21 protein-coding genes are annotated in these 21,129 nt (G+C 74.9%); 13 read left to right on the top strand and 8 right to left on the bottom strand.

Features of this window, described 5'->3' with window-relative positions:
• The first annotated feature begins 13 nt into the window (after positions 1–13).
• On the top strand, positions 14–844 hold the full coding sequence (locus tag ACIG47_RS25060) for an HAD family hydrolase (RefSeq protein ID WP_397433795.1): 831 nt from the start codon (positions 14–16) through the stop codon (positions 842–844).
• Between the two features lie 4 nt (positions 845–848).
• On the opposite strand, the gene ACIG47_RS25055 is transcribed toward ACIG47_RS25060, so the two are convergent.
• Positions 849–1,484: a TetR/AcrR family transcriptional regulator gene (locus ACIG47_RS25055; RefSeq protein ID WP_397433794.1), complete on the bottom strand. Its 636-nt coding sequence runs from the start codon at positions 1,482–1,484 to the stop codon at positions 849–851.
• A 96-nt stretch (positions 1,485–1,580) separates the two neighbouring features.
• On the opposite strand from ACIG47_RS25055, the gene ACIG47_RS25050 reads away from it, so the two are divergent.
• From ACIG47_RS25050 to ACIG47_RS25030, 5 genes are all read left to right on the top strand, one after another.
• Positions 1,581–2,396 carry an SDR family NAD(P)-dependent oxidoreductase gene (locus ACIG47_RS25050; protein WP_397433793.1) on the top strand — a complete coding sequence of 272 codons (816 nt, stop codon included), beginning with the start codon at positions 1,581–1,583 and terminating at the stop codon, positions 2,394–2,396.
• Positions 2,396–2,821 carry a nitroreductase/quinone reductase family protein gene (locus ACIG47_RS25045; protein ID WP_397433792.1) on the top strand — a complete coding sequence of 142 codons (426 nt, stop codon included), beginning with the start codon at positions 2,396–2,398 and terminating at the stop codon, positions 2,819–2,821. The genes ACIG47_RS25050 and ACIG47_RS25045 overlap by 1 nt, the downstream gene beginning before the upstream one ends.
• A 63-nt stretch (positions 2,822–2,884) precedes the next feature.
• On the top strand, positions 2,885–4,099 hold the full coding sequence (locus tag ACIG47_RS25040) for a YibE/F family protein (protein WP_397433791.1): 1,215 nt from the start codon (positions 2,885–2,887) through the stop codon (positions 4,097–4,099).
• A 79-nt stretch (positions 4,100–4,178) separates the two neighbouring features.
• Positions 4,179–5,075, top strand: a complete 897-nt coding sequence (locus ACIG47_RS25035; protein ID WP_397433790.1) for an NADP-dependent oxidoreductase — start codon at positions 4,179–4,181, stop codon at positions 5,073–5,075.
• Entirely contained in the window at positions 5,072–5,878 is an 807-nt protein-coding gene (locus ACIG47_RS25030) for an SDR family NAD(P)-dependent oxidoreductase (protein WP_397433789.1), read from the top strand. Before ACIG47_RS25035 ends, ACIG47_RS25030 begins: the two co-directional genes overlap by 4 nt.
• 6 nt (positions 5,879–5,884) lie before the next feature.
• On the opposite strand, the gene ACIG47_RS25025 is transcribed toward ACIG47_RS25030, so the two are convergent.
• Both ACIG47_RS25025 and ACIG47_RS25020 read right to left on the bottom strand, forming a co-directional pair.
• Complete coding sequence (locus ACIG47_RS25025; protein ID WP_397433788.1) at positions 5,885–6,307, bottom strand: hypothetical protein; 423 nt, start codon at positions 6,305–6,307, stop codon at positions 5,885–5,887.
• Between the two features lie 36 nt (positions 6,308–6,343).
• Positions 6,344–7,423: an FUSC family protein gene (locus ACIG47_RS25020; protein WP_397433787.1), complete on the bottom strand. Its 1,080-nt coding sequence runs from the start codon at positions 7,421–7,423 to the stop codon at positions 6,344–6,346.
• Between the two features lie 101 nt (positions 7,424–7,524).
• On the opposite strand from ACIG47_RS25020, the gene ACIG47_RS25015 reads away from it, so the two are divergent.
• Positions 7,525–7,986, top strand: a complete 462-nt coding sequence (locus ACIG47_RS25015) for a hypothetical protein (RefSeq protein ID WP_397433786.1) — start codon at positions 7,525–7,527, stop codon at positions 7,984–7,986.
• A gap of 15 nt (positions 7,987–8,001) precedes the next feature.
• Here ACIG47_RS25015 and ACIG47_RS25010 read toward each other — a convergent pair whose 3' ends face one another.
• Together ACIG47_RS25010 and ACIG47_RS25005 are read right to left on the bottom strand one after the other, a co-directional pair.
• On the bottom strand, positions 8,002–9,006 hold the full coding sequence (locus ACIG47_RS25010) for an alpha/beta fold hydrolase (RefSeq protein WP_397433785.1): 1,005 nt from the start codon (positions 9,004–9,006) through the stop codon (positions 8,002–8,004).
• 782 nt (positions 9,007–9,788) lie between these two features.
• Positions 9,789–10,592: a DUF899 family protein gene (locus ACIG47_RS25005; RefSeq protein ID WP_397433784.1), complete on the bottom strand. Its 804-nt coding sequence runs from the start codon at positions 10,590–10,592 to the stop codon at positions 9,789–9,791.
• Between the two features lie 127 nt (positions 10,593–10,719).
• Between ACIG47_RS25005 and ACIG47_RS25000 the strand changes: the two genes are divergently transcribed.
• Both ACIG47_RS25000 and ACIG47_RS24995 read left to right on the top strand, forming a co-directional pair.
• Positions 10,720–11,661 carry a D-2-hydroxyacid dehydrogenase family protein gene (locus tag ACIG47_RS25000; RefSeq protein WP_397433782.1) on the top strand — a complete coding sequence of 314 codons (942 nt, stop codon included), beginning with the start codon at positions 10,720–10,722 and terminating at the stop codon, positions 11,659–11,661.
• Positions 11,662–11,822: 161 nt separating this feature from the next.
• Complete coding sequence (locus tag ACIG47_RS24995; RefSeq protein ID WP_397433781.1) at positions 11,823–12,767, top strand: bacteriocin fulvocin C-related protein; 945 nt, start codon at positions 11,823–11,825, stop codon at positions 12,765–12,767.
• 22 nt (positions 12,768–12,789) lie between these two features.
• Here the strand turns inward: ACIG47_RS24995 and ACIG47_RS24990 are convergent, their stop codons facing one another.
• Positions 12,790–13,140 carry a GntR family transcriptional regulator gene (locus ACIG47_RS24990; protein WP_397433780.1) on the bottom strand — a complete coding sequence of 117 codons (351 nt, stop codon included), beginning with the start codon at positions 13,138–13,140 and terminating at the stop codon, positions 12,790–12,792.
• 100 nt (positions 13,141–13,240) lie between these two features.
• Here ACIG47_RS24990 and ACIG47_RS24985 point away from each other — a divergent pair, with 100 nt between their 5' ends.
• From ACIG47_RS24985 to ACIG47_RS24975, 3 genes are all read left to right on the top strand, one after another.
• Positions 13,241–14,281 carry an N-acetylmuramoyl-L-alanine amidase gene (locus ACIG47_RS24985; protein WP_397433779.1) on the top strand — a complete coding sequence of 347 codons (1,041 nt, stop codon included), beginning with the start codon at positions 13,241–13,243 and terminating at the stop codon, positions 14,279–14,281.
• Between the two features lie 123 nt (positions 14,282–14,404).
• Complete coding sequence (locus tag ACIG47_RS24980) at positions 14,405–15,370, top strand: hypothetical protein (protein ID WP_397433778.1); 966 nt, start codon at positions 14,405–14,407, stop codon at positions 15,368–15,370.
• Positions 15,371–15,406: 36 nt separating this feature from the next.
• Positions 15,407–16,054 carry a TetR/AcrR family transcriptional regulator gene (locus ACIG47_RS24975; RefSeq protein WP_397433777.1) on the top strand — a complete coding sequence of 216 codons (648 nt, stop codon included), beginning with the start codon at positions 15,407–15,409 and terminating at the stop codon, positions 16,052–16,054.
• Positions 16,055–16,100: 46 nt separating this feature from the next.
• Here the strand turns inward: ACIG47_RS24975 and ACIG47_RS24970 are convergent, their stop codons facing one another.
• Together ACIG47_RS24970 and ACIG47_RS24965 are read right to left on the bottom strand one after the other, a co-directional pair.
• Complete coding sequence (locus tag ACIG47_RS24970) at positions 16,101–18,422, bottom strand: glycoside hydrolase family 3 C-terminal domain-containing protein (RefSeq protein ID WP_397433776.1); 2,322 nt, start codon at positions 18,420–18,422, stop codon at positions 16,101–16,103.
• A gap of 160 nt (positions 18,423–18,582) precedes the next feature.
• On the bottom strand, positions 18,583–19,617 hold the full coding sequence (locus ACIG47_RS24965; protein ID WP_397433775.1) for a hypothetical protein: 1,035 nt from the start codon (positions 19,615–19,617) through the stop codon (positions 18,583–18,585).
• Positions 19,618–19,862: 245 nt separating this feature from the next.
• Here ACIG47_RS24965 and ACIG47_RS24960 point away from each other — a divergent pair, with 245 nt between their 5' ends.
• The gene (locus ACIG47_RS24960; protein ID WP_397433774.1) at positions 19,863–21,116 is read left to right on the top strand and encodes a hypothetical protein; all 1,254 of its coding nucleotides are present in this window, start codon (positions 19,863–19,865) and stop codon (positions 21,114–21,116) included.
• The last annotated feature ends 13 nt before the right edge of the window (positions 21,117–21,129 follow it).

Genomic DNA, 21,129 nt, shown 5'->3' with positions numbered 1-21,129 from the left:
CCAGGGGAATATCGTGACCGCGACCGCCTCCGGGGCCACTGCAGCACTGTCCCGCGAGCCGGGCTCCATGCCCGCGCTTGTCGCCTGCGACGTCACCGGGACGCTGGCCAGACCCGGCCGGCCGCCCCGGGCGGCCGTGCTCGACGCGGTCGCCGCGGTGCGGGCGGCGGGCCACCACGTGGTGGTCGCGACGGGCCGCTCGCTGGTCGGGGCGGTGCAGGTGGCCCGGCAGCTCGGCGTCCGCGACGGGTGGGTGGTCGCGGCGAACGGCGCGGTCCGGGCCCGGCTGCACCCGGACGGCTTCACCGTGGCGGAGGTCGTGACGCTGGACGCGGAGGCCGTGTGCCGGCTGGTGGCCCGGACCCGCCCGGACCTGCGGATCGCCGCCGAGGTGGTGGGCACCGGGTACCGGGTCACCGACCGGTTCCCGGCCCGGCAGCTGGCCGGGTACGAGGAGGTCGTCGACGACCCCGCAGGGTTGTGGGCGCGGCCCACGCCCCGGCTGGTCGTGCACGGGCAGTGGGCGCAGCGGCTGGTGCCCGCGCTGCGGGCGGCCGGGGTCACGGCCCATCCCGTCCGGGTCGACTGGGTGGACGTCACGGCGCCGGACGTGAGCAAGGCCACCGCGCTGGAGCAGGTGCGCGAGGCGCTCGGGGTGGCCCCGGGCCGGACCTTCGCGGTCGGCGACGGCGAGAACGACCTGGAGATGCTCGCGTGGGCGGGCACGTCCATCGCCATGGGGCAGGCGCCCGAGACCGTGCGGGCTGCGGCCGACCGGGTGGTGGGCACGGTCGAGGAGGACGGCGCGGCGGCCGCGCTGCACGAGGTGCTCCTGCGGCGCTGAGCGTCTAGCGACCCGCTGAGGGGACGCCGTAGCGGGCGGCCGTCGTCGTCACCGCCTCCTCGACCGCGTGCTCGACCTGGGCCCGGGTCGGGTTCCAGCCGGTCACCATGAGACGCGGCCAGAACACGTAGTTGCCGATCATGCCCAGGAAGTTCGCCGCGGCCAGGAGCGTGTCGTCCACGCGGGCGGTGCCCGCGTCGTGCTCGGCCCGGAGGTAGTCCTGCACCTGGCGGAAGAACGGCATCTTGCCGGTCTCGAACTGGGTGTCCGCGATCTGCGGGAAGCGCGGCATCTCCGCGATCACCATGCGGTAGAGGCCCACCATCTCGGGCCGCGACATGAGTGCGGCGTACCGCAGGCCGTACACGCGCAGGCCGTGGGCGAGGTCGCCGGTCCCGGGTGCGGCGCGGTCCTGATCCGCCGCGCTCCACTGCCGGGTCACGACCGCCTCGAACAGGCTGGCCTTGGTGGGGAACTGCTTGAACAGGGTGGCCCGGGACACGTCCGCGTCCTGCGCCACCCGCGCCAGCGACGTCCCCGCGTAGCCGTGGGCCATGAACAGGCGGGTCGCGGCGTCGATGATCGCGGCGTGCTTCTGCTCCGCGAGCTGCTGGTGGTACGCGCCCGTCCCTGTCGCCATGCACCCATCATGCCCGAAGCGGCGAGGTGAGTCACTTGACTCACAACCACCCGCCGGCGTAGCGTCGAGCGAGTTGCGAGTCGAACGACTCGGAACTTGACGAGAGGACGTGCCGTGCGGCGGTTCGAGAACAGGACGGTGCTGGTCACCGGTGCGGGTGGCGGCATGGGCGTGAGCCACGTGCGCGCCTTCCACGGGGAGGGGGCCGCCGTCGTCATCGGCGACCGGAACCCCGAGCGGGGCGCGCGGCTGGCCGCGGAGCTGGGGGAGCGGGCCCTGTCGGTCACGCTGGACGTGCGCGACGAGGAGCAGTGGGCGGCGGCCGTGGCGGCCGCCGAGGAGCGCTTCGGCCCGGTGTCGGTGCTCGTCAACAACGCCGGCGTGGCACAGGCCGCCGCCACGGTCGAGCACACGGAGCCGGCCGACTGGCGGCGCCTGCTGGAGGTCAACCTGACGGGGCAGTACCTCGGCATCCGCGCCGTGACCCCGTCGATGCGGCGGGGCGGCGGAGGCGCCGTCGTGAACATCGCCTCGACGATGGGCAACACCGCCACGCCGTACTTCGCCGCCTACACGGCGAGCAAGTGGGCGCTGCGCGGCCTGACCCGTACCGCGGCCCTGGAGCTCGGCCGTGACGGCATCCGGGTCAACTCCGTGCACCCCGGCGCCGTGGCCACGGCGTTCATCACGGAGCCCGCCGCGCCCGGGGCGGCGCCGATCGCCGACGCCTACACGCCCGAGCCGTTCGCCGTGCCGCGCGTGGGCGAGCCCGGCGACGTCACGCGGCTGACGCTGTTCGTGGCGTCGGACGACGCGGCGTACGCCACCGGCTCGGAGTTCGTGGTCGACGGCGGCCTGCTGCTCGGCCCGGCCCTGAAGTACGCGCCCGCGCCCGGCGAGGAGGCGGCCTGATGGACGAGGCGGTGCGGCGCGCCATCGAGATCACGCCCGCGGCCACGACCCGGCAGCGGATCGTCGACGTCACGACCACCGGGCGGCGTACCGGCCTGCCCCGGCGGATCGAGATCTTCTTCTACCACGTGGCCGGGCGCACCTACCTGTGCAGCGGCACGGTCGACCGGCCGAGCTGGTACGTGAACCTGGTCGCCGAACCGGCACTCACGTTCCACCTCAAGCACGGCGTGCGGGCGGACCTGCCCGCCACGGCCCGGCCGGTCACCGAGGACGCGGAGCGCCGCAGGGTGCTGGCCCACATCGTCGCCGACCTCAACCAGCCCGCCAACCCGGGCCATCTGGACCAGCCCGTGGACCTGGAGGACTGGGTGCGCCGGTGCCGTCTGGTGGAGGTGACGTTCGCCGACGGTCCCGGGGCGTGACGCCAGGCACGGCGCCCGGCGGCTCGCCGCGCCCCCGGCGCGGACCTGGGTCAGGATGTCCGCATGGCGCACGCTCCCTCGCACGGTACGCCCGGTCCTGCCACGCCCCGGACCACGTTCTTCCTGGTCATGATCCTGGTCTCGGCCCTGCTCGCGACGCTGGCGGGCCTGTGGCTGCTCTGGCCCGACGCGGCCGACGTGCCCGACCGCGTGCCGGCCAGGGCCGAGGGCACCTCGTTCGTGGACGTGACGGTGTCCGGTCCGGCGGACCCGGTCACCGGGAGCATCCCCGTGGAGCTGGCGGACGGCTCGGACTCGCACCTCCAGTCGCCAGGCCCGTCCGTTCCGCTCGCCGAGGGCGACCGGATCACCGCCGTCGACATCTCCGGGGTGGCCCAGCCCGGCGTCGACCCCCTGGTGTTCCTCGACTTCCAGCGGGAGCTGCCGATCGCGCTGCTCGCGATCGCCTACGCGCTGGTGGTGCTGCTCGTCGCCCGCTGGCGCGGGCTCGCCGCGATGGCGGGCCTCGGGCTCGCGTTCGTGGTGCTGCTGGGCTTCACGATGCCCGCGCTGCTGGCCGGGCAGAACGCGTTCGGCGTGGCGCTGGTGACCTCGTCGCTGGTCATGTTCGTCACCCTGTACCTGGCCCACGGGCTGTCGGCGCGCACCTCGACCGCGCTGCTCGGCACGCTGGTGGGCCTCGCGCTGACCGCGGGGATCGCGGCGTGGGCGGCCGGCGCCGCGCAGATCACGGGCACCACCGACGAGGCGTCCTCGTTCCTGCCGTCCAGTGCGCCGGCCGCGGACCTGCGCGGCATCGCGCTGTGCGGCATCGTGCTGGCCGGGATGGGCGTGCTCAACGACGTCACCATCACGCAGGCCTCCGCCGTGTGGGAGCTGCGGGCCGTCGCGCCCGGCGCGTCGCGGGCCGAGCTGTTCGCCAGCGCCATGCGGATCGGGCGCGACCACATCGCCTCGACCGTCTACACGATCGCGTTCGCCTACGTGGGCGCCGCGCTGCCGCTGCTCATGATGGTCTGGCTGGTGGACCAGTCACCCGCCACCGCGCTGAGCTCGGGCGAGATCGCCGAGGAGGTGGTGCGCACCCTGGTCGGCTCGATCGGCCTCGTGCTGGCCATCCCGGTCACGACCGCGATCGCGACGCTCACCGTGCCCGGGCCCGCGCCCGACGGGCCGCCGCCGGCCGAGCCGTCCGACCCGGACCTCATGGCACCGGTGTCCGAGGCGTGGGCGGCCGGGGCCCCGCGGACCACGTAGCGGCGCCGGGCGGGAACACGGGCGGGCACCCGCCGGTTGCCTGCCTCGGACAGCACGAGCGCGACGAGAGGAACACCCCATGCGAGCAGTGGTCTTCGACCGGTTCGGCGGCCCCGAGGTGCTGCACGTCGGCGAGGTCCCGGAGCCTGCGGCCGGACCGGGCCAGGTGCGGGTGCGGGTCGAGGCCGTGCCCCTGAACGCGTTCGACGGCAAGGTCCGCTCGGGCGCCATGGAGTCCGTGTTCACCACGGCGCTCCCGGGCGTGCCGGGCCTGGAGGTGGCCGGGGTGGTCGACCAGGTGGGCGACGGCGCCGCCGGGGTCGCCGTCGGCGACCGGGTCACGGGGTGGACCAGCCGGGGTGCCGCGGAGCTCGCCGTCCTGGACCGGTGGGCGGCCGTGTCCGACGGCGTCGACCCGGTCCAGGCCTCGGCCCTGCCGGTGGTCGGCGAGACGGCCCGGCGCGCGCTGCGCATCCTCGGCGTGAGGTCCGGCGAGACGCTGCTGGTGCACGGCGCGAGCGGCGGCGTCGGCGGGCTCGCGACGCAGCTCGCCGTGGCGGCGGGCGTACGGGTGGTGGGCACGGCGTCGGCGGCGAACCAGGAGCGCGTCGCGGCCTACGGTGCCACGCCCACAACCTACGGCCCGGGCCTGGTGGACCGGGTGCGGGCCCTCGTGCCGGTCGTGGACGCGGTGCTGGACACCTCCGGCGCCGGCGTGCTCCCGGACAGCATCGAGCTGCGCGGCGGCACCGACCGGGTGCTCACCCTGACGGACCCCGCGGCGCACGCGCTGGGCGTCGAGTTCTCCGAGCGGTCCGAGCCGTCGTCCGCCGACCTGGCGGAGCTCGTGGGGCTCGTGTCCCGCGGCCAGGTGTCCGTCCCGGTGGCCGCCGTCCTGCCGCTGGCCGAGGCGGCCCGCGGGCAGGAGCTGGTCGACGGCGGTCACGCGGGCGGCAAGGTGGTCCTCGTCCCATGACGCGGCGGGTCTGGTTCGTGACGGGAGCCGGACGGGGGCTCGGCCGCGCGATCACGAGGGCGGCCCTCGCCCGGGGTGACCGGGTCGCGGCCGCGGCGCGGGACCCGCGCGTGCTGGACGACCTGGTGGCGGAGCACGGCGACGCCGTCGCGCCGCTGCGGCTGGACGTGACCGACGCCGACCAGGCCGCCGCGGCGGTGGGCGCCGCGACGGACCGGTTCGGGCGCCTCGACGTGGTGGTGAACAATGCCGGCTACGGGCTGTTCGGGTACGTCGAGGAGATCACGCCCGCGCAGCTGCGCGACCAGCTCGAGGTGAACCTGCTCGGCGTGCTGCACGTGACCCAGGCCGCGCTGCCGGTGCTGCGGGCGCAGGCCTCGGGCCACGTGGTGCAGGTGTCGAGCTCCAGCGGCGTGGCTGCCTGGCCCGGGCTCGGCGGATACAGCGCCTCCAAGTGGGCGCTGGAGGGGCTGTCCGAGTCGCTGGCCCAGGAGGTCGAGGGGTTCGGGGTGCACGTGACGCTCGTCGAGCCGGGCCCCGTGGACACCGCGTGGCGCGACGAGTCCGCGGTGCGTGCCACGCCCCTGCCCGCCTACGATGCGCTGCGCGCCGCGGCCTGGCACCCGCCCGGTTCGTCGACTCCGGAGGAGGTCGCGCGCGTGGTGCTCGCCGTCGTGGACGCCGACGAGCCACCGCTGCGGATCCTGGTGGGCGACCTCGCGGCCGACGCCGTGCTGCCGCTCACCGAGGAGCGTCTGGCCGGGTGGCGGCGGTGGGAAGGGCTGGGGCGGTCGGCGGGGTGAGGGCGCTCAGCGCGTCTGCCACCCCGGCAGCAGCCGCTCCAGGGCGTCGGCCAGCGGCACGGACTCGCCGTCCTTGCCGCCCGCGCCGAGCGTCAGCGGCGGACGGCTCGGCTCGGGGCGCAGGCCGCGCACCCGGTCGAGCAGGCCGAGGGGCGCGGTGAGCACGTAGAAGTCCCCGTCGGTGCTCAGGCCGGCGCTACGGTCCATGCGCAGGTACCAGCCGCGCAGCGGCGTGCGCGCCGTGCCGCGGCCGCCGTACCCCCGCACCAGCAGCGCCTCGGCCGGCAGCCCGGCGGTCCGTGCCGCGGCCGTGAACTGCCGCAGCATGGCCTCGGCCCGCTCGTGCTCCGCGTCCTGCCGGGCCTGGAGGCGCTCGGCCTGCACCCGGACGGCCTCGGCCCGGCGCCCGGCCCACTCGTCGTCACGCATGCGGGCAAGTCTCGCACCCGGCGGCCGCCGACCCGCTCAGTCCGCCGCGTCCTGCCGGCGCTCGTGGGTGAGCAGGGTGATCGCCACGGCCACCACCACGCCGATCAGCGTGTCCAGCGCGCGCTCGCCGACGAGACCACCCACCGGCACGGGGTGGGCCAGGTGCGTCATGGACAGCGCCAGCGGCGTGATGAACAGCATCGCGACGGCGTAGTTGCGGCCCACCCAGAGCTCGGCGCCCGCCTGGAGCAGCGCGGCCACAGCGATGACCACGAGCGGCGGCGGTCCGGCCGCCAGCAACTCCCAGGCGATCAGCACCCCGACCAGCGTTCCCGCCAGCCGCTGGGCCGCGCGCACCAGCCGTCCGGCGGCGTCGGGCGCGGCCATCGGGACCACGGCGGCCACCATGGCCCAGTACGGGTGCCCGACGGCGGTCGCGATCCCGCCGGCGACAGCCACACCGACGCCGTACCGCACCACGTAGTGCGGCAGGGTCCACGCCGGTCCGGGAGGCGGCGGCGTCGACCGGGGCGGGGCCGCGGGCGCTGCGGGTGCCGCGGGCGCCGGTGCGGCGGTGGTCGCGCCGCCGCGCTCGAACGGCGCGCAGACGGCGGTCAGCCCGAGCGCGAAGGCCGCGGCGGCGGCCGCGACCGCCAGGGCCACGACCAGCGTGCCGGGCTCGGCCGGCACGGAGGAGCAGGCCCCGAGCGCGAAGATCGGGAAGAGCGGCCCGGGTGGGTGCCAGCGCAGCCGGTGGGACAGGACCGCCACCACGACCGCCCAGAGCGCGGCTACGGGCACCACCAGCCAGGCAGTGCCCGGCACGGCCGCGCCGAGCACCGCGAGCAGGGTGCCGGCCAGCACCGACGCGACCAGCACGGCAGCCGCCTGAACCTGCATGACCAGGCGGGGACGGAGAGGGACCGTGCGTCCGAACAGGCTGGTGAACGCGCCGAACGTCGCGTACAGCGACCAGTCGAGATGCCCCGTGGCCCAGAGCACCAGCATCGGCAGCGCCACGGAGGCCGCGGCCCGCAGGGCCACGGGGAGCTCGCCGCCGTACGGTCCCACATGCAGCATCCGGCGCAGGTGGGGGAGCAGGGGGCGGGAACTCATGTCCTTCGCATCCTCCCACGTGACGGGGTCGGGAGAACCCCACCGCCGGGACGGAGGACAGCCACCTGGTCGGCGGGCGACCTTCTGACCAGCATGGATACATGGAATCCACCATGTCGCACGCTTCGGTCACAGGCCGCCCGCTCCGCACGGTCGCGGCGGGCGCGTTCACGCTCGCCGTGCTGGCGGGGATCGCGGAGGCGATCCTGGCCGTCACCTCGATCGCCGGCACCACCGGCCTGGACAGCGGCCTCCTCGTCCAGGTCGCGGTGCGCGGTGCCGTCTTCGCCACCGCGCTGAGCTGCGCCTGGTACCTCGCCCGGGGCCATCGGTGGGCGTGGTGGGCCCTCCTGCTCGGCCTCGGTGGCGTGGGCCTGGCCTCGATGCTGGTCCCGATGGCCGCCGCCCTGGCCGACGGCGCCTCCTGGTCCACGGTGTTCGACGCCGGCACGTCACCGCTGTTCCCGGCCGTGCGCGCCCTGCACATCCTGTCCGTGCTGGTGGGCGTGACCGTCATGCTGCACCCCGGGGTGCGCGCGAGCCTGGGGCGCGTCCAGGGGTGACGACGGTGGTGCCGCTCAGGGCCGCAGGAACTCGCCGACCACGGCGAGGAACTCCTCCGGGGCCTCGTCGTGCACCATGTGTCCCACGCGAATCTCTGCCAGCCGACCGTCGGCGACCTCGTCGGCGAACCGGACCAGGTCCGTCTGGTCGACACTGCTGTCCGGCCCGCCCGCGACCACCAGCACCGGCGCCTGGATCCGCAGCGCGTCCGCCCACCAGGCCGGGTCCGGGTCGCTGCGCTGGGCACGCAGCGCGTTGACGAGCGGCCAGTCGAACGGCACCGGGTGGCCGGGCTCGTCGAACGGCTCAAACCGGGCACCGCCTGGGCGGGGCACTGTGGCGTCCTCCAGCACGAGACGCGTCACGCGGGCGGGTGCGCCGGAAGGACCCGGGATCGTGCCGGCCACGGGGCTGGTGGCGCGCTCCATGGCTGCGGTGACGAGGCTGGCCGTCACCGCACCCATCGAGTGCCCGACCACGGCGAGCCCGCCCGGTGCGGAGGCCGGGCCGGGGACTGGCCAGCGTGCGAGGTCCGGCCCGGGCGTGGAGCTCAGCCCGGGCGTGAAGTCCGGATCGGGCGTGGAGTCCGGATCGGGCGCGGAGTGCAGTCCGAGCGCGGCGCAGAACGCGAGCGTGTCCGCCGTCATCAGTTCGTACGAGTACTGCCCGGGCCGGCCGCTGTCCCCGTGGCCACGTGCGTCGGGCGCGAGCACCCGGTGGCCGAGTGCCGCAAGGTCGTCCAGCAGGGGATCCCACGACAGCGAGCTCTCGCCGAGAGCATGCAGCAGGAGGAGCGGCGGCGCGGCCGGATCACCTGCCTCGCGGTAGGCCAGGCGCAGGACGGTGTCCGGGTCGGCGCTGGTCGGGTGCGGGGCCGGTGTGTGCCGGGTCGGCGTGTGCGGTGCCTGCGTGTGCGGTGCCTGCGTGTGCGGTGCCTGCGTGTGCGGTGCCTGCGTGTGCGGAACGGTGTTGTGCCGGATCTCGACGTGGTGGACCGGGTGCTGCGGTGCGATGGTCATCGGCGCAAGTATGCCGAGCGGGCGACCGCACCGGCACCGTCGTGGTGCGACACGCGGCGAGAATCCGCTGACCGCATACGGCGCCGGGTCGCTCTGCCGGGGACTGGCAGCGTGCAGGCACAGGCCACAGGCCACAGGCCACAGGCCACAGGCACAGGAGCCGGAGCGGGTGCAGGAGCGGGTGCAGGAGCGGGTGCAGGCACCGGCTCGGGCGCGGGTGCGGGAACGCGCTGCGATCCGACCCGGACCGTCTCAAGATCGGTCGGTCGCTGCACCCCGCATCCGGAGTTCGGTCGCTTGCCTCGAGATCGGTCCAATGATCGACCGATCTCGAGGCAACGGACCGAACCGGGGTGTGCTGGTCGAGCACTGGACCGAACCCGGGGCACGCTGGCCCAGCAATGGACCGAGTTCGGGGATGCCGGTTGAGCGGAGGACCGAGTCCGGGGGCAGGCGGGCTCAGCGCTGGACCGAGCGGGGTGTGCCGGTCGAGCACTGGACCGAGTTCGGGGATGCCGGTTCAGCGGAGGACCGAACCCGGGGCACGTGGACCCAGCAACGGACCGAACCGGGGTGAGCCGTTTGAGCAGCAGACCGAACACGGGTGCCGCCGGCCCACCGCCGGACCGAGCACGCCGGCCCAGCACCGAACCGGACCGAACCCGCCGACCACCACCGGACCGAATACCGACGCACCAGCCGGGCAAGGGCCCATGGCGCCCCCGGCACCGAACCTCCGCAACCCCCGGAAACCTCGGCAACCCCCGCACTCCCGCACCCCCTCAGTGCACATGCCCCCCGCCCGCCGCGACCGGCGTCGCGCCCGGACGGCCCCACTGGATCGTCGGGCGCCCCCCGGACCAGCTGTTCCCCGTGCCGTTCTCGTCGGCCCGCCAGAACCAGCCCGGCAGACCCCCGGCCGGCCACCCCTCGGGGTAGTCCTGCCAGGCCTCCTTGCGCCCGCGGACCGTCATGTCGAGCAGCGCCAGCGCGGGCATCGTCGCCTCGGCCCCGCGCCCGGTGACGCTGTTGGTGAGGAACGTCCGCCCGCCGCGGCGCAGGAAGCACAGCCACGTGCCGAAGTCGCCGCCGGACAGCACGTCGTCGTCCGTGTCGAGCACCGAGTACCAGTGCCTCGGGTAGCCCATGAACTCGACGAACGGCGCGAGCTCGGGCCAGGGCGCCTTCGCGAGCACCGCGAACGACACCCCGCGGGCCGTCAGGTAGGCCGGGTCCTGCACCGCCCAGTACGTGAGCGTGCATCCCTCGCACTGGTTCTCGAACGGCTCGCCCGGGTGCCACATGTGCTTGTAGAGGATCAGCTCCTCGCGGCCCGCGAACAGGTCGAGCAGCGTCGTGGGTCCGTCCGGTCCCACGACGACGGCGCCCCCGTCCACCTCGGTCATCGGCAGGCGGCGTCGCGCGGCGGCGATCGCGTCGCCCTCGCGGGTGTGCGCCTTCTCGCGGACCAGCAGCTCGTCGCGCGCGGCCTGCCAGGCCGCCCGGTCGACGACCGGCGGGACGGCGGCCGCGGTCTCCGGGATGGCGCCGGTGTGGTGGGCGTGGCCCTCGTGGGTGGTGCTCATGATGCTCTCCTTCGCCTCGACAGCATTCCTGGGATACCGACGGCCCGCGCTCGCGGAAGTCATCGCCCTTCATGACCACGACGAGCGAACCCCGGCCGGATCGACACGTCGCCGTAGGGTGAGTCGCATGCGCATCGCCGTCCTCGACGACTACCAGAACGTCGCACACCGCCTCGCCGACTGGGGCTCCCTCGACGCCGAGGTCCGGTTCCTCACCGAGCACCTGGCCGGCCCGGAGGCGCTCGCGGCGGCCCTGGCCGGGTGCGACGTCGTCGTCGCGATGCGCGAGCGGACGCCGTTCCCGGCCGCGGTCCTGGACCTGCTGCCCGATCTCCGGCTGCTGGTCACGACGGGTCCGGCGAACGCGTCGATCGACCTGGCCGCCGCCCGCGACCGTGGCGTGGTGGTGTGCGGTACGGAGTCGCCGTCGTCGGCCACGCCGGAGCTGACCTGGGCGCTGATCCTGGCCGTCGCGCGCCACGTGCCGCAGGAGGATGCGCGCCTGCGTGCGGGCGGCTGGCAGCACACGATCGGCACGGACCTGGCAGGGCGCACGCTCGGCGTCGTCGGCCTGGGGCGGCTCGGTGCGCAGGTCGCGCGCATCGGGGCGGCGTTCGGCATGGACGTGATCGCCTGGAGCACCAGCCTGGACCCGGCGGTCGCTGCCGCGGCGGGCGCGCGGGCCGTGCCGAAGGACGAGCTGTTCGCCACCGCCGACGTCGTCACGGTGCACTACAAGCTCAGCGAGCGCAGCGCGGGGATCGTGGGCCGCGCCCAGATCGCGCGCATGCGCCCGACGGCGATCCTGGTGAACACCTCGCGCGGCCCCCTGGTCGACACCGAGGCGCTGCTGGAGGCGTTGCACGCCGGCCGGATCGGCGGCGCGGGCCTGGACGTGTACGACACGGAGCCGCTGCCCGCTGACCACCCGCTGCGGTCCGCGCCGCGCACGGTGCTGACGCCGCACCTGGGCTACGTCACGGAGGACACCTACACCACGTTCTACCGGCAGGCCGTCGAGGACGTCGCGGCGTGGGCGGCGGGCAGCCCGGTGCGCGTGCTCACCTAGCCCGCCTGCCCGGGCGCCGCCGACGCGATGCTGCGTCGACGGGTGTACCGCCGGCGTGGTGGTTTCGGGCAGGAGCGAATGTCGTACCTGGCCAGGCTCGCCGCTCCTAGGGTGATGCCCACGCCCGGGGCGCGGGGCCCTGGCTCCGAGGGGGAGAGCTCATGCGAGCGACGCGATGGATCCTTGCGTTCGACGGATCGTGCTGCCAGTGCCGTCGGCTGGCCGAACAGGTGGAACGGTCCGGTGACGGCCGGATCGACATCAGGCCGCTCGAGGATCCGGACGTCAGGGCATGGCGCGAGCGCGTCCTGGGCGACGAGCCGCCGCACACGCCGACCCTCGTCCGGGTGACCGGCGACGGGGCGGTCAGTGCCTGGACGGGGCCGGTCATGGCCGTCCGGACGGCGGCGCGGCTCGGCGCACGACGGACCCTGCGCCTGCTCGGCGCCCTCGGTGCGCTCCGCAAGGGGGCCGACGGCCCGGAGGCGGGGGCGGGTCTGGGGCGCGGGCAGTTCCTGCGCCTGGTCGCGCTCGGTGCGGTGGGCTTCGCGCTGGGTGGCGCGACGCAGGCGGCGGCAGCGCCCCTCAGCCCGGCCAGGCAGTGGGTGCAGGCGAACCGGGACCGGCTGCCCCAGGACTACACGGCGTTCGCCGCCCACGACATCCGGTACCGCAAGGCGATCTACGCGGCGTCGCCGACCAGTACCCGCAGCCGCCTCTGGGTCGAGCACCTCCAGGGTTACCGTGCCGCGCACCCCGGCCTGTCCGCGGACCGCGCGGCGGTGGTCGACCGGGCGATCGGGGCCGCACGGGACGAGTCGCTCCTGGCGAACCGCTCGACCGACGCCGGCATCGACGCGCGGCTGGAGGGCCTGTCCGAGGACGCCGTCGCGGCGTTCGGCACGGACGAGGCGCGGGCGCTGCTGGCCACGCTCGGCCCGGTGCAGCAGGGGCAGGCGGCCGAGTGCGACTGCAACATCTTCGACAACTTCTTCTGCTGGGACTGCCAGGGTTGCATCAGCTGTCCGTGCTCGCTGTGCTCGGACTGCACGGAGTCCGGCTGCGGCCCGCTCTGGACCGTGAGGTGCAACGGCGTCTGTCAGTGAGCCGGCAGCCGGCGGCCACGAGCTACCCCAGCGCCGCCGACGCGATCTCCAGCGCCTCCGCCCGGCCGATCCCGAGAGCCCGTACCGTGGCGGCGTACCGGCCGGCCGCCTCCTGGGCCAGGGCGAGCCGCTGGTCCCCGGCGGCGCTGACGAAGGTGCCCGCACGGCCCCGGGTCTCGACGAGACCGGCCGCCTCCAGCTCCCGGTAGGCACGGGCCACGGTGTTGACCGCGATGCCGAGGTCGGCCGCGAGCGCCCGGACCGTGGGCAGGCGGGTGCCGACGGGCAGCGTCCGGTCCGCCATCTGCTGGGCGAGCGCGGTGCGCACCTGCTCGAACGGCGGGACGGGGGAGTCTGCGTCGATGCGGATCACGCCCGCAACCCTACAAGTGGGGGGTCGCCTTGCACTTCACCCGGTGGTAGACATGGGCCGATGGCAGACATCTAGGACATATATGGAGTTTGGGGGCGCCATGTCTGAGTTCTACGAGATCAGGGACGACAAAGGGACCGTGCTGGAGGTGCTCGGCACGGACGACGAGCCCGCGGGGGAGATTCTCGTGACCGACGACGACGTCGAGCCGACCGCGACGCCGCAGGCCGCACCCGGGCCGGAACCGGCGGCGACGCCCCTGGCCGCCGTGAGCATCGCGTCGCGCGCCTCGTGGGGCGCCCGGTACCCCGACGGTGACCTGACGCTGACCGGCCCCGCCGTCGAGGTGTTCGTGCACCACTCCGTCACGGCGCAGCTGTCCCCGGACGCGAGCGTCGCCGCGGAGGCGGAGCAGATGCGCGCGCTGGAGAGCGTGGGCCAGTCGCGGTTCGGCACCGGCATCTCGTACAACGTGATCGTCTTCCCGTCCGGCCGGGCCTACCAGGGGGTGAGCTGGAACCGCCGCGGCACCCACACCGGCGGGTGGAACAGCACCGCACGCTCCATCTGCCTCGCGGGCAACTACGAGACCAGCCGCCCGACGGCGGCGCAGATCTCCACCGCGGCCGCCATCTACGGCGAGGGCAAGGGCCGCTGGTGGACCCAGGGCGCGCCGCTGTACGGGCACCGCGACGTCAAGGCCACGGCCTGCCCCGGCCGGTACGTCTACGCCCGCCTCGACGACATCCGCGCGGGGGAGGGCTCCACCCCGCCCAGCCCGGGCGAGCCCGGCGGTCTCGTCGTCGACGGGGCGTGGGGCTCGGCCACGACCCGGCGCCTGCAGCAGGAGCTCGGTACCACCGCGGACGGCGTCGTCTCGTCCCAGAGCATCGTCTGGCGGGACCGGAACCCGGGCCTGACCACCGGCTGGCGGTGGGTGTCCGACGCACAGGGCTCCCGCGTGATCGCCGCCCTCCAGGCCCGGGTCGGCATGCCCGCTGGGCAGCGGGACGGCAAGATCGGACCGCAGACCATCCGCGCCCTCCAGACCTACCTGGGCACCCCGGCCGACGGCGTCATCTCCCGCGACTCCCGGGCGGTCATGGCCCTCCAGCGGCGTCTCAACGCCGGGCGGGTCTGAGCGGAGACAGGGTCTGAGCGAAGGCCGGGTCTGAGCGGAGGCAGAGTCTGAGCGAAGGCCGGGGCCCGGGCGGCGGGCGGCGCGGCTCGGCGCCTGTCGGTGGCGGCGGATAGTGTCGCGTCCATGACCGACGCCGCCCGTCCCGCCTCTGCCCTGCCGACGACGCCCGACCCGGTGCCGGCCCCCGTGCCGGACCCCGCGTCGGCCGCTGTGCCGGTCCCCGTGCCGGACCTGGTGCCGCTCGGCTCGGCACCCCGTCCGGCCGACGGTGCCGACCTGGCTGCCCGCATCCGTGCCGCGCTCGCGGCCGAGCTGGGCGGCCGTGTCGTGGGGCTGGAGCGGGCGTCGATCACGGCGGAGCTCGACGGTGCGGACGTCGCGTCGGCGGACATCGACCTCACGGGTGTGGTCGTGCGGCTCGACGCGCCGCAGGCGGCCGGTGGCGCCGCCGGACCGGAGGCCCCGCGCTGGCAGCCCGACGTGGTCCGGCGCGAGTCGGCGACCCTGCGCCGCGTCCGGGTGGACGCCCACCGGCTCGTGGTGGTCGACCTGCCGGTCGACGTCACCGCGGAGCTCGAGGGGTTGCGCTTCGACTGGGTCGAAGGTGCCGACGGCCGCGTCGGTGCCCAGCTGGTCGAACCCTCGGGCGCGCACCCCGTCTCCGGGCACGCCCGCGTCTCGGTCGACAAGGACGGCCTGGTCGCCACGGCACGGGGCATCCTGGCGGTCGTGCTCCTGCAGCAGGGCGTCACCCTCACCGCGCTCGACGTCGACCTGGTCTCGGCCGGGCCGCGCGCGGCGACGGTGCGCATCGACGCGGCGGTCAAGAAGGGCGTGTTCCTCTCCGCGCGGGTGCAGGCGACGGCCTCCGTCAGCGTGAGTGCCGACATGGTGCTCGCGGTACGGGACGTGCAGCTGGCGAGCGGCAACCCGCTGGTGGCGGCCCTGCTGGGCACCGTCAGGGGCCGGGTGGAGGCCGCCACCAGCAAGGACATCGACCTGGGTGCGCAGCTGCCCGAGGGTGTCCGCCTCGCGGACGTCCGGCTCGACGTCGGCCAGGAGCTGACGCTGTCGGCCCGCCTGGCCTGACGTCCCGGCCGGCACCGGCCGGGGTAGTTTGGTGGCATGTCCGTCAGCGCCCAGACCAGTGCCGACGCCGCCGGGGGCGCGCCGGGCGCCGCACGCGGCCGGTACGCCCGCGGCCGGGCCACGCAGCAGGAGATCATCCGCACCGCGATCCTCGTGTTCGCCGACGTCGGGTTCCACGGCGCGTCCCTGCGGGACATCGCGGCCCGCGTGGGCATCTCCCACCCCGGGCTGCTGCACCACTTCCCGACCAAGGTCGCGCTGCTGGAGGCGGTGCTGGAGTACCGCGACGCCGTCGACGAGGAGCTGTTCGCCCAGGACGTCGAGCGCGGTACCGACTACTTCGAGGCGCTGCTGCACGTGGTGGAGCGCAACCGGTTGCGGCGCCCGCTCGTCGAGCTGTTCGCGGGCCTGGCCACCGAGGCGACCTCGCCCGACCACCCCGCCCACGAGTACTTCCAGCGGCGGTACGCGCGCGTCCTCCGGGAGCAGTCGCGGCACCTGCGGGAGCGGGCCGCGCGCGGCGGCCTCGCTCCCGGGGTGGACCCGGACCAGGCGGCGCGCACCGTGGTGGCGCTCATGGACGGGCTGCAGGTCCAGTGGCTGCTGTCCCTGGAGCGACCCGGCGCCGAGCGGGTCGACATGGCCGCCGACCTGCGCGGCTACCTGGACCTGATCCTGCGCTGAGACGCTGCGCCAGGAGGTCGCTCCGGGATCCCGCTCCGAGCACGGCTCAGCCGTCGGCCTCCGCCAGGAGCGCAGCGAGCGCGCCCTGGTCGAACCCGCCCATGCCGAAGTCAGCCACGACGGTCAGCGGCATGTCGCCGATCATCCCGAGCATGTCCTCGGCCACGCCGCCGCCGTGCACCATCGCCTCGACGCGCGGCCCGACGACGGGGTGCGTCATCGCCTCGGCCACGGTGGACAGGGGCCCCAGGGGAAGGCGCACGTCCTCGCCGTCGACCTGCACCGTGACCGCCCCGCGCAGGTCGCGCGAGGACGCGCCGACCGACACCACGAACTCGCCGCCCTCGACCACCCAGCGGCGCAGCACCGGGTGCCAGTACGCCAGGTCCCGCCCCGAGAGGTCGAAGACCAGCTCGCGGGACTCGCCCGCGGCGAGGTCGACCTTGGCGAACGCCTTGAGCTCGCGCTCCGGGCGCAGCACCTGGGCGGCCGGGTCGCCGACGTACACCTGCACGACCTCGGCCCCCGCGCGTCCGCCGGTGTTGGTGACCCGAGCCCGCACGCGGACGACGGCGTCGGCGTCGGCCGTGGCGGGCCGCAGCACCTCGGCCGCTACGCCGTCGTACGCGAACGTCGTGTAGGACAGCCCGTGCCCGAACGGGTAGGCGACGTCGGCCTGCCGCGCGTCGTACCAGCGATAGCCCACCAGGACGCCCTCGCCGTAGCGGACGTGCCCGAGCTCGCCCGGGAAGTTGCCGTACGACGGGGTGTCCGCCAGGCGCAGCGGCAGCGTCTCGGCCAGGCGCCCGGCCGGGTTCACGGCGCCGAGCAGCACGTCGACGACGCCGGAGCCGCCCGCCTGGCCGCCGAGCCAGCCCTCGACCAGCCCCGGCGCGAGGTGCTGCCAGGGCGCCACCGCGACGGCCGATCCGTTCGCGAGCACCACCACGACCCGCGGGTTGACGGCGGACACGGCCTCCAGCAGCGCGACCTGGCCCGCGGGCAGGTCGAGGTGCGTGCGGTCGAAGCCCTCCGACTCGTAGGACGCGGGCAGGCCGAGGAACACCAGCACCGTGCCGGCGTCCCGCGCGACCTCCACGGCCTGCGCGCGCAGCGCGGCCTCGTCGGTCCCCGAGCCGAGGTCGGCGCCGTCGACCGTGTAGCCGGCGGCGAACGGCACGTCCGCGCCGGTCGCCGCCCGCAGCGCGGACAGGGCGTCGTCCAGCCGGGTCGGGTTGACCTGCGAGGAACCGGCGCCCTGGTAGCGCGGCGTCCGCGCCAGCTCGCCCACGACGGCGACGTCGGCGGGCGTGGCCAGCGGCAGCAGCGGTGCGCCGTGGGCGCCGGCCGGGCCGGGCACGACGTCGTTCTTCAGCAGCACCGTCCCTGCCGCGGCGGCCTCGCGGGCCAGGGCGTGGTGGGCGTCCGCGTCGTACGTGCCCGGGGCGTCCAGCGCGGGCAGGGCCCGGGCGACCATCCGCAGCACGCGCCGTGCGGCGACGTCGACCACGTCCTGCGCCAGGCGGCCCTCACGCACCGCGGCGACCACCTCGGCGTCCCGGCGCCCGCCGCTGGCGGGCATCTCCAGGTCGAGCCCGGCGGCGACGGCCGCGACCCGGTCGCGCACCGCACCCCAGTCGGACACCACGAGCCCCTCGAAGCCCCACTCGTCGCGCAGCACCTCGGTCAGCAGCCAGTGGTTCTGCGAGGCGTAGACGCCGTTGATCCTGTTGTACGAGCACATGACGGTCCACGGCTGCGCCCGCTTGACGACGCGCTCGAACCCGGGCAGGTAGATCTCGCGCAGGGTGCGCTCGTCGACGTCGGCCGAGACGCGCATGCGGTCGGCCTCCTGGTTGTTGGCGGCGAAGTGCTTCAGCGACGTGCCGACCCCCTGGGACTGGACGCCCTCGACCAGTGCGGTGCCCAGCTCGCCCGAGATCACCGGGTCCTCCGAGAGGTACTCGAAGTTGCGCCCGTTCAGGGGCGAGCGCTTGATGTTGATCCCCGGGCCGAGCAGCACGGCGACGTCGTTCGCGCGCGTCTCGCGGCCCAGCGCAGCGCCGATCCGGCGCAGCAGGTCCGGGTCCCAGGTGGAGCCGAGCGTCGCGGCGGTGGGGAAGCAGGTGGCGGGTACCGAGGTGCCGAGCCCGAGGTGGTCGGGGGAGTCCGCCTGCTTGCGCAGCCCGTGCGGGCCGTCGGTGACCATGACGCCGGGTACGGCCACCTCCGGGCGGTCGACGGGCTGCGTCGTCCAGAAGTCCAGGCCCGACAGGAGCGACGCCTTCTCCTCGAGCGTGAGCCCGGCGAGCACGTGCTCGACGTCGAACGCGCGGCCGGTCGGAGGGACGGTGGGTGTGTCGGTCATGGCGCTCCCTCTGCCGGGACGGGCCCGGGCTGGTGCGGGCGTAAACCTACCGGGTGGTAGCTGTTCAGAAACTACCACCCGGTAGGCATGCGGCGCCCTCACCCTCGACCTCAGCGTGAACCTCGGCCAACCTTCAACCTCAACATGAAGGTGAGGATGGTCAGAACGGGTAGCTCACGTACGTCCGGTCCAGCGGCTCCGGCACACGGAAGTAGTTCGCCGCCAGGCCCGCCGGATCGGTCGCCAGGGCGCCCCGGCCGGGGCCGTCGTTCCCGTCGTCCCAGCCCCAGGGCGCGTTCGCGGAGTTCTGCGTGCACGAGATCCCGCCGTCGCCGCAGCTGCCCGAGGCGTCGCCCGCGAACGTGCCGTGGCTCGCGAAGAGCCGGCTGTCGGCGCGCAGCGCCCACAGCCCACCCGCCGCGTGCACGTCAACGAGGCGGTAGGACACGTCCCTGTCGTCCGGGTGCTCGGGCACCTCGGCGCGGCCCGCCGGGTAGTAGACGACGCCGTCGCCCCGGATGTCGTAGCCCGGCCGGGCCTTGAGGCCGTGCCCCTTGGCCTCCTGCGCGGTGACCGGGTGGGCCAGCCCGTCGTGCGGGCTGGTCGCCATCTGGAGGGTGCCGTCGACGGTCTCCGCCCCGGCGCCCCACGTGCTGCCCGACGGCGTGTACGAGTAGAAGTCGCTGTGTGCCACGGTGACGGCGCCGCGCAGCACCCCGTACGCCGAGCCGTCCTTCTGGACCGCCACCATGACGCCCTCGGCGTCGTTCTCGTGCTCCGTGTCGAAGATCGAGTCGGACCAGTCCCGCGGGTGGAAGAACATGTAGGTGACGAACCAGTGCGTACCCGTCTCCAGCACCGAGTAGTACGCGGTGGCCGCCAGCGGGTGGCTGCCGGTGTTCTCCCAGTTGTTGCGCGCGTCCACGTCGCCGTCGAAGTCGTAGGCAGCGATGTAGTCCGAGCGGCCGCCCAGGGCGTTCGTCCCGGTCTGGTCCACGTCCTGGTAGTGGATCGGCGCCCAGCGCTGCGCGACGTCGGCCGCGCTCGCCGTCACCGCGGCGGGTGCGGTGCTCGTGCCCGGCGCCGCGGCGGCCGTGCTCGCCGCCGCGGCGCCGAGCACGAGCGCCACGCCCGTCACGCCCGCCGCGGCGGTGCGTGCTGCTGTCCGTGCTGCTGTTCGTGCGGGTCTGTTCATGTCGTCCTCGTCCCGTCGTTGTGCCGGATGTCGGTGCCGGATGTCGATGTGCCGGATGTGCGAGATGGCTGCGTGCGACGTGCCGGACCGAACACTCCACCCGGCGCGTTGCCATGGGTTGACCGTGGCATGGCGAACGGGTGACCATCCGCCCGGAGGGATGCATGACGTTGCATCGGACGTGAGGTACATTCCGGCTAAACAACGCAGTGCGCGCCTTTGGTGCGCCCGGAACCCGGGGAGCCATGACAGCCACGACGACCACCCGGTCGGAGCGCCTGGTCGACCTGACGGACCTGACCCCGCTCATCGAGACCACCACGAGCGCTGATCCCGCCCAGGTCTACGAACGGCTGCGGGGCCGGTGGGGCAACGTCGCGCCGGTGCTGCTGGAGCCCGGCGTGCCGGCGTGGCTCGTGCTGGGCCACCGGGAGCTCGTGACGGTGCTGCGCAACGAGGGCCTGTTCTCGCGCGACTCGCGCAACTGGGGCCTCCTGCAGGACGGCACGGTCACCCCGGGCAGCGGCGTGGGCGGGGTGCTCGCGCCCCGCGACGGCATCTACTACGTGGACGGCGTGCGCCACCGCCACCTGCGCCGCCTCGTGGACGACGCGTTCGAGAGCGTCGACGAGCACCACCTGGCCGGCATCACCGAGCAGTGGTGCCGGCGCGCGCTGGACCGCGTGCTCGCCAAGGGTGAGGCCGACCTCGTGAGCGAGTACGCGCGGGCCGTGCCGCTGCTGGTCATGTCGACGATGTTCGGGCTGGACGCCGACCAGGCGCGCGCGATGCTCGGGCACGCGCAGCGCGTGTTCCAGGCGCAGGGCGCGGCCGGCCGCGAGGCGCTGGACGCGCAGCGGGCGCTCATCGTGGAGCTGATCGAGAGCCGTCGCGCGGCGCCGTCGGACGACCTGGTCTCGGCCATGCTGCGGCACCCGAGCGCGCCCACCGACGTGGACGTGCAGAGCGCCGTGTCGGCGACGCTCATCCTGGGCAGCCAGTACGAGGTCGCGTGGATCACGCACGCGCTGCGGCTGCGGCTCACCGACCGGCGGTTCGACGGACGCTCGGGCGGGCTGCTCTCGGCGTCCGACACCCTGACCCAGGTGCTCGGCTCGACGCCCCCGGCGCCCAACGCCGGACCCCGGTTCGCACTGGCGGACACGACGCTCGGCGGACGCAGGATCGCCGCCGGCGACGCGGTGGTGCCGGGCATCCTGGCCGCGAGCGCCGAGTCGCGGGCCGCGGGTGACGACATCTGGCTCGAGACCGGGAACCTCTCCTACCTCACGTGGGGCGCCGGGCCGCACGCCTGCCCGGCGCGACGGCCCGCGACCGTGATCGCGCAGGTGGCCGTCTCGGAGGCGCTGCGCCGCCTGGGTGGCGTGGCGCTCACCGTGCCGGCCCGGACGCTGGCCGCGACGGGGACGCTGTGGTCCTCGGTGCCCCGGGAGCTCCCGGTGCGCTTCGAGGAGCACCGCCCCGCCCGTCAGCGGTGATCGCGAGGATCTC

It is taken from the genome of Promicromonospora sp. NPDC052451 (genome assembly GCF_044547525.1).
Lineage (GTDB): Bacteria > Actinomycetota > Actinomycetes > Actinomycetales > Cellulomonadaceae > Promicromonospora.
The sequence above is the reverse complement of the archived record's forward strand: the minus strand, read 5'-3'. Positions and strand labels throughout refer to the sequence as shown.